We start from the raw sequence: 12,315 nt of genomic DNA, 5'->3' as shown, positions 1-12,315 counted from the left end.
AGAGGCCTTCTCTTTTAAAAATGAAGATTCTAAATTCCCCAAGAGGTATGTATGGCACGAGTCACAGTCGAAGATTGTCTAGAGCATGTTGAAAACCGTTATGAGCTAGTTCACCTAACAGCTAAGCGCGTGAAACAACTTCGTGAAGGTGACGATTCTCAAGTTAAGAGCAAAAACAAAGAAGTAGTTACTGCTCTTCGCGAGATCGCTGCTGGTAAAGTGAAACACACTTTAAAAAGCGAATACGACTCAGACGAATTCTAATTCTAAAAAGACAGTTGTAATAAGAAGGCCACCTTTCGGTGGCCTTTTTATTTTACGTATAAAATTCCTGCATCTTTGAAGCTACAAACACTGGGCGGTTCAGCCTTCTGGCAATAAAAAGCAAAATTGAATTCTTCCTGGGACACTTCTTTGCCGTCTTTGATCTGAATGATCTTCTTCATATCGTCAGACAACTTCATCCCACTCTTCTGCTTCCACTTCTTACCTGCCAGGCGATCATAGATGGCCTTCACTTCCGGATATAAGTCAGACTCCTGAGAGATACGATAATCGTCCAAAACAAAAAAAGCTTCGTGAGGAGTTTTCAATGAGAGATCATTGAAACTCTCGTTTCGCTTTTTCATGAACTCATCGACCCGTTTGACCTTTCCCAAGATCGTATCAAGTTTTTTTAGATCTTCTTTGATGCCCTTAGTATCTGAGCTTTCAAATGTACCAAGGCGATTATCTGCTTTTTCATCAAAAAAATTGGATTGTTTCTGATAGGTGACAGAAGAATTTGTCAGAACAAACTTCTGAACTGAAGTGCCCTCAGTCGCGCTGTAATAACGTCCCAAGGTCGTTGCTCCCACTGAAGTCGATAATAAGATCACAAGACCTAAATATTTCATTGTGGTGTTCCTAGGTAGTAAGAGTCATCCTGACATTTTGCAGGAGCATTACAAGAATACTTATCTCTTCCCTTATACGCCCAATCTGCGCATTCAAGGTAACCATCCACGACTCCACGACAATTTCCAGCGAGAATCTTTTTAAAATGATTTGGCTGAAGCAGACTTGGCATTGTTGGTTCAGATTTAAATTTAATCACATTCGCTAAATTGGCATTGGCCTTGTCCGTTCTGTCCGCTCCACCAGGACATATGCCACGAATACCTATACTGGCAATCTGAGAAGGAATTTTGCTTTTTTCGGCCAGACAAGTTTTGTTCCCATTACATGTACAAGTGATCTGTGTTCGATTGATTCTAAAATTAGGGGCCCTCTGATCACCGGAAAAGGTTCTGTTCTCAATGACAATACTGTCTGAGCTCTCAGATTGAACCAAAGCAGTACTGAGAGGATCTTTCATGTTCTTTTGGTAAGGCAGATCAGTGAACCTACAAAAGTCTGATCGAAATTTATAATCAGAGACATCGTAGAAGTTGCCCTTCAACAGCATTTTCTTGGCGTTTTCATCGCCGTTTTTTTGAACTGAACTACAAGGAAAACGATCGCACTTACAGTAGACTTCCTGGGCGACCGCCTTAGGATACACGTCATAGCTGTTTCTCATGATTGAATCGGCCTTCGGTACCACACGACAGTTCCACATTCTCTTCAGATCATCACTTTTCTCTTCATACTCATCACAGAGACCGAGTAAGTGAAGCATTTCATGCACAATAGTGGCACAAGGAATATCTTCCGGGTAGGCACCAGCATTGGCCCGTGCTCCTGGTCTTTCAATAGTAATATCTTTTTTATCCGGACGTTCTTCCTTTGGAAGTTTCTCCAATTCACTCGGAGAAAACACCATCATCTCAATGCGAGTGCCATCCGGACCTTTCATATAAGGAGAGGCCTCTTGAAGACATTCCTTAGATCTTTGCATCATCGCCTCAGGCGAAACAGATCCAGATCCTCTTTTAAAATTCACATTCACGAAGGCCTGGTAGTTACCGTCCTTCTTTCGCTTAAGAAGATAATCGCCGGTTGAATAGTAATTACCATTGTCCTTCTCAAAAACCTTATGCTCTCCAGGGGACAATTGCTTACAGCCTTCGACTTTTCTAGTGGATTGAAGCTTATTAAGAATATCTCCAATGGGAGTAAGATTATCGTCGGGATCGCACTCAAGCATCTTGGCAAGTTCTTCCGGGCCACGGCTGCCGTAAATTTTTCCGAACATTTGATTTAGGTTATCGAGGACGGCCTTTCTCTTAACTGGATCACTTCCCTCTTTAAGGTACTCTGACTTTGCAACCATATAGTTCTGGGCAAACTGCTTTCCCTCTTCCGGACTTGAGCCAGAGAAAATCATATCAATATTCTTTCCGATCACTTGATCAAAATCACCCACTCGATATGACTTGTTCTGAAAGGTGAAAATGCGATTAAGTTCTTTAGGATTGATCACCTTTGATCTCACCATAGAATCTAAAAACGCTTCCGCACTATCAGGTCCCGAAGAAACTGGACTTGTCTCAGTTTCCACTGTTGGATCTTTCGCCTTTGCAACAGGAGTATTTTCAACTTCAATCGGCAACACGCGCACATCTCTAAACTTCTTCATGAAGTAACTGCCGCGAATTTTTTCCAGAACTTTTAGATTGGTATATTGAACGGCCGAAGCACAAAAGCTGTCCTTCGCCTGAGGACACTTCTTTTCCTGATAAAGTTTAGTGCCAGTGCTAATTTTCTTTTGGAAATCATTGATACACTTTGAGTAATCAACATTCTTTTCTTTTTTAATCTCGCTAAAAATTTCCGGTTCAAAAATTAACTTACCACTTTCATCGTAGAAAACTTCTACTGAGATTTTTTCGGATGAATCCGCAGGACACGACCAATTAACAATGAACCCTTTCGCCCAAAGAGGCGAATGGATGAGCATGACACCCATTATGAGAAATAGAACTTTCATTGATCCTACCCTGTAACAACACGGGATTACCCCGTAATAACATGATAGTTGATTGAAGGAATGAAGCAGACCCTGGGCAAGAATGGCCGCAGACTGAAACAAGAAGGGGCCCTTAGGCCCCTTACTTATTAACGACTCTTTAAAGCGATTTTTAAAACTTCATCGAAGTGTTTAACTGGATAGAATTTCATACCCTTACGGTGACGTTCTGGAACTTCCTTAAGGTCCTTCTCGTTCTGCCAAGGAAGAATGATCTCTTTAATTCCCGCGCGTTTTGCTGCAAGAACCTTCTCCTTAATACCACCAACCGGCAAAACTTTCCCAGTCAGACTAAGCTCACCAGTCATCGCGATATCACCACGAACCATTTGATTGGTTGAAAGCGAGTAAAGCGCCAAGGCCATTGTAATACCGGCCGACGGACCATCTTTTGGAGTCGCACCAGCTGGTAAGTGAAGGTGAATTTCATGCTTCGCCAGGAAGTCAGTAGCCTCTTCAGGATTCGGAGCAGCTACTGCAGGTGCAGTAACTGTGGCCGGAGTATCGATTTTTTTCTTCGATACTTTCTTCTTAGAAGCTTTCTTCTCTTCTAATGCCTTCTCTTCTTCAATCTGGGCCTGAAGAATGCTCTTCACGTAACTGTAAGCAAGGTTCGCAGACTCACCCATTACGTCACCCAGTTGACCTGTAAGCTTAAAGCCACGGCCTTTAAGCGGAATCGTTTCAATGAAAAGAATATCTCCACCAAACGAAGTCCATGCCAGACCGGTCACGATACCTGGTTGAAGTGGTTTTTGGGCCATGTCTGTTTCAAAACGTTTTGGTCCAAGATACTTTTCAAGATCAGCAACTGCCGGAGCAAACTTTTTAAATTTCTTATTCGATACTTTTTCAAGAGCGGCACGACGACAAAGTTTTGCCACCATTTGCTCCATCACACGCACACCTGGTTCACGAGCATAATCAGAAACGAGGGCCTTAAGAACCGGAGCACCCAGAGAGAACTCCTTACTTACCAGACCGTGCTTCTTAAGCTGCTTAGGGATCACCCATTTAGTAGCAATCGAAAGTTTTTCTTCAATCGTATAACCAGATAGATCAATCAACTCCATACGATCAAGAAGCGCTTCAGGGATCTCACCAACGTAGTTGGCAGTTGCAATGAAGAGAACTTTTGAAAGATCGAACGGAACATCAAGATAGTTATCGATGAACGTTTTATTTTGTTCAGGATCCAAGACTTCAAGTAGAGCTGAAGCAGGATCACCTTGATACGACTTACCAATTTTATCGATCTCATCCAGCATGATTACCGGGTTATTCACTTCAACTCGTTTAAGAGCTTGAATGATTTTACCAGGCATCGCACCTACATATGTACGGCGGTGACCTTTAATTTCCGCCTCGTCCTTCATACCACCAAGTGAGAAACGATAGAACTTTCTACCAAGTGCTTTTGCAATTGAGTGACCAAGTGAAGTTTTACCTACGCCAGGAGGACCCGCTAGACAAAGAATTGTACCATCGTATTCCGGCTTAAGTTTTCTCACCGCCAGGAATTCCATGATTCTTTCTTTTGGCTTCTCAAGACCATAGTGATCTTTTTCAAGCATCTTCTTGGCCGATTCAATATCTACCTTATCGTCAGTGGCCGCGTTCCAAGGAAGTTGAACCATCCAATTTAAGTATGTACGAGTAACGTTGTACTCCGGAGAAGAATCAGGAATCGACTCAAGTCTTTCAAGCTCTTCCATAGCGGCTTTCTTCGCCTCTTCTGGAAGTCCACCTGCTTCAAGCGTCTCTTTGATTTTCTTAATGTCTTTGGCCTTATCATCTTCATCCAGACCAAGTTCATTACGAATTACTTTAAGTTGCTCACGCAAGAAGTATTCACGTTGATACTTGTTAACCTTGTCGTTAACTTCATCAGTGATTTTTTTCTGAATGTCCGCCACGTCTTTTTCACGTTTAAGGTAAACCAGAAGCTTGGCGAAACGCTTCTTAACGATCAAAGTTTCAAGGAAGTCCTGAGCTTCAGGAACATCTAGTGAAAGCGCGAAGGCCACCAAATCTGCCAGTGATCCTGGAGATGGTGAGTTGAGCATCGCAAGCTTCATCTCTTCGTTGAAGTATGGATTGATCTCAGAAAGTTTTTTCACCTGATTGATTACTGAACGAGTATAAGCATCCAGCTCTTCATCCGGCTCATGAATATCATTAAATACTTCAGTGCGTGCCACTAGAAGTGGAGCGTCCGCAATGTACTCAACTGCGCGGTAGCGCTTCATCCCGTGAACCAGAAGGTTTACCGAACCATCAGGAAGCTTAAGCTTCTTAATCACCTTACAAAGAACACCCACTTTATAAATGTCTTTTGGAGTGATGCCTTTAGGTGAATCGGAACTTGAAGTTACCGGAAAGCTTTCAGTATCGTCTTCGTAACTAACTTGCTCTTCATCCATTTCCTGAAGAACAGCGTCTGAGTTCTCACCAAAGTCCTTGAACTTAACAAGGTTCAAGGCCACATAATTGTTCTTCGTTAAGTAAGAGTCTAGCTCTGGAGTATATTTATCTTCCGAAAGAATAATCGGTGCGATCATTCCTGGGAAAATAGGACTATTCACGATGGGAATAATCACCACTTCTGATGGAATTTCGGCAACAATACTTGATTCAGTATTGGCCTTTGCGTTTTTATCCTTGGCCATTTTTTTTCCTTAGGTTAGCGGATATCAATAACAAGACGACCTGGATTCTCGAGATAGAAAATGTCGAAGCTAGATTTGCCCTTAAGAGACATTTCCATCGTCATGGTTTTTCCATCAACACTAATAAAGTCGACTGATTTTACAAATTTTGAGTTCTTCATGTTGGGCTGAGACGTCTGAATGTTGGTGTCGAAAAAATCGATCGACACTTTCTTGTCAGTTGTGATGTGCCCATAAATCTTAGGAATTGAAGCAGTGTTAAAATCAACCACAACTCTTTCATAACCCCGACCATTCACCGCTGAGTTTCTTACACCCATGATGCTGGAAGATTTTAAGTTCGAATTGTAATGAAAAACGCCTGAATCTAAGAAAATAGATTTCTTACGGGGAGCCACTTTCCAGATGCGCTCTTCCATGAGGTTTTGCGCAAGCACCGGGGTCACTACGAGTAAACACAGCCAGATAAAAACGAACTTCATTTAAGCACTCCTCGCGATAATGAAATGACTTATTTATTTTAATAAAAAGGATGGGTTAAGACAAAAATTTCTTACGGGATTTGGCAAACAAAGATGGTAGCAGGGCAAGCATAAATCCTAGAGTGATGATGGGAAGGGATGACCCAGGTCCAGAGGTAGGAGGTTCAATGGTGCCACAACTCGCGGCCGCACCCGCAGTCTTAGAGAGATCATTCTCATCATTGGCCTCTCGAGCGCGAGACACAGCGTAAGTATATGGTGCTTCTAAACAAGCATAATTATCTGACAATAATGCACCGGTATCAATGATTGGTATCATTTGGGGGCCCGACTGCTCCCAAATACTCGCGACAACGAGATAGGGTAAATGCTGGTCACTGGCAAACTGAATGTAGGAAGGAAAAGTTTGCGCCGAATAATTGTTAGAGAGTCTTCTGGCACGAATGTTTACCTGGAAATTATTCATGGCAGTTGAAGCATTGAGAGGAACAAAGGCCTCAAGGTCAGTATTATAAGTCTCAGTCAACGATGAATAAGACATGGCACGATTAAGAGTCGTATCAGTTACTCCGTTCTTTTTAATGCTCCACTCATATTCCATTCTTGTGCCGAACGGAAAAGAAATTAGTGAGAGTTTTAAAAACTTCGGATTTCCACTAAGGTTAATAAAATCTGTTAGATCAATGTTAAGTGAATCATGGCCTGACCATAACGAAGACGTAGTAGATCTGAACCAACCTACGAAGGCCTTTTCATGTCTATTCTCTGACCCATAATCATAAATGGTAATCGGAGTAAAAGTTGTTGCTACTTTTTGAACGCTATAAGACTCATCAGATTTAAGATCACAATGAATAGACACCACTCCTACATCCACCGAAGGGTTTGAGGGAGTTAATGTAATGGTCTGAGGTTTGCCCTCATTCTCTTTTCCACAAGCTGAAAAAAATGAACCAACATAAGAACCCGGACAAAACTCATTCTGTGTATTCGCAAAATAACCTGGAAGTGAATCAGTGTTCTTTACTGGAGAAACATAAAGATAGTAAGAATCATTCAGATCCAAACCACCTAAAGTGAAGGCCCCATTCTCATCTGAGATGGCCCCACTTGACTCTCCCGTTCTGCGAGAAATTGCCTGAATATGAGCACCTAAAACGCCAATATGGTTTCCACCCTTAACATAGCCAGTGATCGAGCCATAACTTGAATCATATTTCTGACGAATGCCAGAACGATCATCCAATGAAACCGTGCTCTGGCCTGAGAAGGCAGAATAAAACATGGTCGAACTTAAAACTTCCGAGTGAGAAAGACCGAATAAATGTCCTAATTCGTGAGTTACCACGTCCCCAAGAAAGACCTGTCCAGCAGCGTAGAATCCGGGAGTGTTATGGAAAAAGTAATCATCATTTAACAAAATCGATGCTCTTTGAATCGCCCCAGCTGTATTGTAAGAAAGCTCAGTGACTCCCAATACCGCTGACCCATAAGGAAAGTTCGATACGAAACGAATTTCATTCACTGAAGCAGCTTCAGTCACCGTCGCAGTCGAACTCGCGTTCCACTGATTCATTGAATTTAAAATGATGGTTCGAGCATCAGAAGCGGAAAGATCAGAAGTGTTTGTCCGAATGGTTAAGGGAATAGTCGGAGTGGCCCAGAATAGTTCTCTACCCGTCGTCGTTAATGACGACTGATGCGCCCAAGCGGACGCCACCAGAGTTAAAACCACTAAAAGAAAACTCATTCCAATCCATCGGAAATGGGAACATTACTTGGCCTCTTTCTGTCTCATCAGGCGAAAACAGCCGCCTAAAACTGCCAGAAAGGCCACCAGCCAAAACACACTAATGTGCGGCTGATCTTCAATATTCTCTACTTCTTCAGTTTTTGAAGCAATGGAGCGATTTTTCCCTTCATCCACAGAGGCAGGAGCGCGCAAATCTGCACCTTGGTCTGTTTCAGTCGGATAATCAGGTGCCATCACCACTTTCAGGTTTGAGCCCTTGATAACTCTGACGTTTTTTTCAAACTCAGAAAGACTCATCTGCCCTACTTTGCGATCATTCGGAAAGATGGTGTTAATAATCATGGTTTCATTGCCGTAATTTACGACTTTGAAAGAGCCAAAACCAAGATTCATCCCCCAGTAACGGTCCTGATTACTTTTAATCATCAGGACAACATGTTCACCTGGGACAAACTTTGGAACTCCATCAACATGAACTTCCATCCCATCCAGCTTTCCACCTGGGTAGTGAACAATGACCTCATCCATCCCAAAAAGATCAGACTGAAGTCCGTATTCTTTATTCATTTTGAAAATCATTTGAGTGGCGATGGAACCATCATCAAGCTTAATCGCCTTACTTTTTAGGTAATGGCCAATCATGATGCCGTCAGATTCTTTGATTTGTTGGACCACCGGTTGCGGTTGAAAAACCGTGGCATAAACCGGGAAGGTAAGAAGCAGGAAAAATAATCGAACAAACACAAAGTTCTCCTCGAATTGACCTACTTAACTTGTCGGTCTTTCCAGAGGAGAACTTGAATAGATTTATCAGTCTTTTTTCACAGGGATAAGATCAATGGACTTAGTATCAAAACTAAGCTTCCAGTTGGCCAAGTGCTTAAAACAATTGGATGCATCGATGATAACAATGGTGTTTTTAAGCTGAATCAAGTCACCCAGGAATGTACCCAGATGCTGGAGCTCTTTTTCCGAAAGACCAAAGGAGATGTTTTCGAATACTAAAAGAGAATTTTGAATGTTCTTCAAGAGTTTTGAGAGCAAGAAAATACGCTGCTTCTCTCCTCCGGACAAAGAATTAAGAGCTCGATCAAGCGAGAGATAATCCAAATTCAAAATTTTAAGATAGTCCCACACTCGACGAAACTTTGGAGTTAGTTCGATTCTCTCCAGCACCTGACTTAGAGGAAGATTGTAGGCCTCCGCCACCGTCATGTGTCCGTCTGAGATATTAGCATAAAGGGGTTTGATCTTAAGACCCTTACAATCTTCACACTCAAGGACAATGTCTTCAAGGTACTGCATCTCAATCGTAATCGAACCACGTCCTTCACAACGAGGACACATACCTAATTCTGAGTTACTCGAAAGATGACCCTCTTTGAGATTCATACTTTTTGCGACTGGAAGTTTTAGAAAGTGTTTTCTAATGACAGTTGAAAGTTCTGTGATGGTTCCCACTGATGAACGCGAAGTAAATCGATTCAAGTCAGAAGCAATCACAATCACATCTTCAAACTTCGCTCCGGTTTTTACACCCTTGCTATAAAATTCTTCTTCCTCAAACCACTCTCCATAGATCTTTTTATAGAGTGTATTGGCCATGACTTTAATCACGGTGGCGGTCTTTCCCGTACCAGAAGGGCCAGTCACCCAGGTCATATCATTCAGGGGAATTTTGAAATCATGATAAGTTTTGCCATAGATTTCTGGAGACAAAACTTCAATATACTCTGGATACTTGGTTGAGGATTTTTTCTTCTCCCAAGTCACGACTTCTTTTTTCTTAAAGTACTCATTCGGAAGACCTTGATAAAGAATCTCCCCACCTTTTTTTCCAGAACCAGGCCCCATCACAATCAAGTGATCTGAATGCTTCTGAATATATTCAGTGTGATCGATCAGGATGACGGTATTTCCTTGAGCAATGAGATTGCGAAGACCCTGAATAAGTTTTTCCAGTTCTTTCTCGGCAAGACCCAAGCTTGGTTCATCTAACACAAACAAACTGTCTGTGCCTTGAAACGAAAGATACTTAATAAGCAACAATCGCTGATACTCTCCGGCGGAAAGAGTCTTCGCCTTTCTTAACAGTGAAAGGTGATTAAGCCCCATCTCCATCGCCATTTTGAGATTTTCGCAGATGCTGGTGAAGAGGCGTTTTTCATGAGAAGTTGCAAGCGCTCGAGTCGAACAGAAAAGCGGATACGCTTCTTCAACTGTGAGACTCATGATTTCATCGAGTCCCCAGTTTTTATCTTTCAGTTTTACTTTGTAATGATGAATGTTTTTATTCAGTCGAGACGAGTGACAAACCAGACACGGCTCTTCTCGTTGCAGTTGTCTGATGTAAATGCGAACCGAGGGTTTGTATTTTTTACTCTCGAGATAACGCTTCAATTCACCATAACCGGGATATTGTCCCTGTCCTTCTTCCAATAACTGAAAAAAGTCTTTCGGTAATTTTTTTATCGGAGTATCGAGAGGAATTTTTCGTTTCTTCAAAAGTTTCAAGAGCTCTTCATAGGCATCTTGAAAAGGGCCATAATTTAAAAGCTTTAAACCACCCTCTTGAATTGAGAGGTCCTTATCCATGATTTTCTTTTCATCATAGATCAAGATCGCACCATAACCATTACACTTAGGACAAGCTCCCAAGGCACTATAAGGTGAGAAAGCACTCACAGTCACAGCTGGAATTGATTCAAAGTCACACTTAGGACAAACTTTCTCAAAGTGAAATTCAAGAAGCTGAGGCCTCTTAAAACCTTCACCGAAAAGCTGATAGTTCAATCGGTATTGATCGAGCTTCAGTTCCTTCCACTTCTTCTCTATACTTCCAAGATTGTCCCATTTAAATCGCAGAACTTCCCACAACTCATCTTCCTGATTGAAGACGTCAATGGTTTTACGTTTCTGCGAATAAGATCTGGCCGGCAAAAAGCCCTCGCCAAATACACGCAAAAACTCATTGGGAGTCAGAAGAATATAACCTACACCTTGGATGTTTTTAGGTGCTTGAGATTTTAACTGGTCCACTACTGGACGAACTTCTAGTTCCATCTCGTGAGTAGGACAAAGCTCTTTAGCGAAGCTGAAAAAGAGATTCTGCAAGCTATCCGTGAGTCTCATTACATCTGAGACCACAGTCCTTGAACCTACTACCGGGTTGATCTGAGGTAGTCCAAATACAGGTAGAACCGGGAAGATCCGATCCACATCCACTGCCGCCGGACGTTCGGTGAAGAACTTCATGGAGTTTGGAAATGAATTCACGAAACGGCGTTTCGACTCCGTTAAAAGCGTATGGAAGGCCAAAGAGGTCTTCCCCGAGCCTGAGGGCCCTGCGAAACAAACTAACTTTCTGAGAGGGATATCGAGGTCAACGTTCTTGAGATTATGAACCCTGGCGCCACGAATTTCGATCGATTCAACGTCGTGCTTTTCCATGAAGAATAATATGCGCCCAAAGTAGAAATATGACAATGAACGGAATATCGACAGTAACCGATTCTAAAAGACAAAAAAAAAGGGCCCCATGAAGGAGCCCTTTCTGACGATATATATCTGTTGGATATTAACGTTTAGAGAACTGGTACGATTTACGAGCACCAGACTTACCATACTTCTTACGCTCAACTTTACGTGAGTCACGAGTAAGGAAGCCAGCAGTTTTAAGTTCGCCACGAGAATTCGGAGCTAGCTTAAGAAGTGCACGAGCGATACCAAGACGGATAGCACCAGCTTGACCAGTAACACCGCCGCCTTTTACGTTAATTTTGAAATCGTAGTTATCGTTAACTTTTAGAAGGTTAAGCGGTTGGAATACGATGTAACGGCTTGTCGCTTTAGGAAAGTAGTTTGAAACGTCACGGTCGTTGATAAGGATTTTACCTGTACCACGAGAAACGTATACGCGAGCTACTGAAGTTTTACGACGGCCAATTGTGTGAAGATCGTAAGATTTTGCTTTAGACATATCTTTCTACCTTATAATTAAAATTTGAAAGTTAGAGCTTCAGGCTTCTGAGCTTCGTGAGTGTGAGTTGGACCAACAAACACTTTAAGCTTAGTAAACTGAGAGCGGCCAAGAGTGTTTTTACCAAGCATACCGCGAACTGCTTCTTCTACGATTGCAGTTGGGTTCTTAGCAAGTTGCTCTTTAGCTGTACGTTTCTTGATTCCACCGATGTGGTTTGTGTGCCAGTGGTAATCTTTATCATCCCACTTCTTACCAGTGAATTTAACTTTCTCAGCGTTAACAACGATAACGTAATCGCCAGCGTCGTTGTGAGTTGTAAATTGTGGCTTATGCTTTCCGCGAAGAACTCTTGCGATTTCTGAAGCAAGACGACCAACAACCATATCTGTTGCGTCTACTACGTACCACTTCTTGTTCGCCATTTCGGCTTTAGTGATCGTATACGATTTCTGAGTAATCATAATCAACCTTCCATTAAT

The 12,315-nt window shown here is 42.2% G+C and carries 10 protein-coding genes; 1 reads left to right on the top strand and 9 read right to left on the bottom strand.

Going from position 1 to position 12,315, the window contains the following annotated elements; all coding sequences use genetic code 11:
• Window positions 1-51: 51 nt before the first annotated feature.
• On the top strand, window positions 52-264 hold the full coding sequence (gene rpoZ, locus SOO65_RS02240) for a DNA-directed RNA polymerase subunit omega (RefSeq protein ID WP_321396265.1): 213 nt from the start codon (window positions 52-54) through the stop codon (window positions 262-264).
• 47 nt (window positions 265-311) lie between these two features.
• On the opposite strand, the gene SOO65_RS02235 is transcribed toward rpoZ, so the two are convergent.
• The 9 genes from SOO65_RS02235 to rplM all read right to left on the bottom strand — a co-directional run bounded on the left by SOO65_RS02235 (window position 312) and on the right by rplM (window position 12,297).
• Complete coding sequence (locus tag SOO65_RS02235) at window positions 312-896, bottom strand: hypothetical protein (RefSeq protein ID WP_321396262.1); 585 nt, start codon at window positions 894-896, stop codon at window positions 312-314.
• Window positions 893-2,911, bottom strand: a complete 2,019-nt coding sequence (locus SOO65_RS02230; RefSeq protein ID WP_321396259.1) for a hypothetical protein — start codon at window positions 2,909-2,911, stop codon at window positions 893-895. Before SOO65_RS02230 ends, SOO65_RS02235 begins: the two co-directional genes overlap by 4 nt.
• A gap of 128 nt (window positions 2,912-3,039) precedes the next feature.
• The gene (gene lon, locus SOO65_RS02225; RefSeq protein WP_321396255.1) at window positions 3,040-5,619 is read right to left on the bottom strand and encodes an endopeptidase La; all 2,580 of its coding nucleotides are present in this window, start codon (window positions 5,617-5,619) and stop codon (window positions 3,040-3,042) included.
• Between the two features lie 14 nt (window positions 5,620-5,633).
• Window positions 5,634-6,101: a hypothetical protein gene (locus SOO65_RS02220; RefSeq protein ID WP_321396252.1), complete on the bottom strand. Its 468-nt coding sequence runs from the start codon at window positions 6,099-6,101 to the stop codon at window positions 5,634-5,636.
• A gap of 55 nt (window positions 6,102-6,156) precedes the next feature.
• Window positions 6,157-7,851: a matrixin family metalloprotease gene (locus SOO65_RS02215; RefSeq protein WP_321396248.1), complete on the bottom strand. Its 1,695-nt coding sequence runs from the start codon at window positions 7,849-7,851 to the stop codon at window positions 6,157-6,159.
• 24 nt (window positions 7,852-7,875) lie between these two features.
• A complete protein-coding gene (locus SOO65_RS02210) occupies window positions 7,876-8,598 on the bottom strand; it encodes a hypothetical protein (RefSeq protein WP_321396245.1) in 723 nt (240 codons plus the stop codon).
• 66 nt (window positions 8,599-8,664) lie between these two features.
• Window positions 8,665-11,304, bottom strand: a complete 2,640-nt coding sequence (locus tag SOO65_RS02205) for an excinuclease ABC subunit UvrA (protein ID WP_321396242.1) — start codon at window positions 11,302-11,304, stop codon at window positions 8,665-8,667.
• Window positions 11,305-11,431: 127 nt separating this feature from the next.
• The gene (gene rpsI / locus SOO65_RS02200; RefSeq protein WP_321396239.1) at window positions 11,432-11,833 is read right to left on the bottom strand and encodes a 30S ribosomal protein S9; all 402 of its coding nucleotides are present in this window, start codon (window positions 11,831-11,833) and stop codon (window positions 11,432-11,434) included.
• A gap of 17 nt (window positions 11,834-11,850) precedes the next feature.
• Window positions 11,851-12,297 (bottom strand): 50S ribosomal protein L13, encoded by a 447-nt coding sequence (rplM, locus tag SOO65_RS02195; RefSeq protein WP_321396236.1) that lies wholly within the window; start codon window positions 12,295-12,297, stop codon window positions 11,851-11,853.
• Window positions 12,298-12,315 lie beyond the last annotated feature (18 nt).

This window comes from Peredibacter starrii, assembly GCF_034259205.1.
GTDB classification, from domain to species: domain Bacteria; phylum Bdellovibrionota; class Bacteriovoracia; order Bacteriovoracales; family Bacteriovoracaceae; genus Peredibacter; species Peredibacter starrii.
This window is presented reverse-complemented; position numbering and strand designations above follow the sequence as displayed.

Excerpts from the sequence above, each read along its gene's own strand:
- SOO65_RS02215 (WP_321396248.1), bottom strand. The coding sequence starts at position 7,851 with ATGAGTTTTCTTTTAGTGGTTTTAACTCTGGTGGCGTCCGCTTGGGCG.
- SOO65_RS02205 (WP_321396242.1), bottom strand. The coding sequence starts at position 11,304 with ATGGAAAAGCACGACGTTGAATCGATCGAAATTCGTGGCGCCAGGGTT.
- SOO65_RS02220 (WP_321396252.1), bottom strand. The coding sequence starts at position 6,101 with ATGAAGTTCGTTTTTATCTGGCTGTGTTTACTCGTAGTGACCCCGGTG.
- SOO65_RS02230 (WP_321396259.1), bottom strand. The coding sequence starts at position 2,911 with ATGAAAGTTCTATTTCTCATAATGGGTGTCATGCTCATCCATTCGCCT.
- rpoZ (WP_321396265.1), top strand. The coding sequence starts at position 52 with ATGGCACGAGTCACAGTCGAAGATTGTCTAGAGCATGTTGAAAACCGT.
- SOO65_RS02235 (WP_321396262.1), bottom strand. The coding sequence starts at position 896 with ATGAAATATTTAGGTCTTGTGATCTTATTATCGACTTCAGTGGGAGCA.
- lon (WP_321396255.1), bottom strand. The coding sequence starts at position 5,619 with ATGGCCAAGGATAAAAACGCAAAGGCCAATACTGAATCAAGTATTGTT.
- rpsI (WP_321396239.1), bottom strand. The coding sequence starts at position 11,833 with ATGTCTAAAGCAAAATCTTACGATCTTCACACAATTGGCCGTCGTAAA.
- rplM (WP_321396236.1), bottom strand. The coding sequence starts at position 12,297 with ATGATTACTCAGAAATCGTATACGATCACTAAAGCCGAAATGGCGAAC.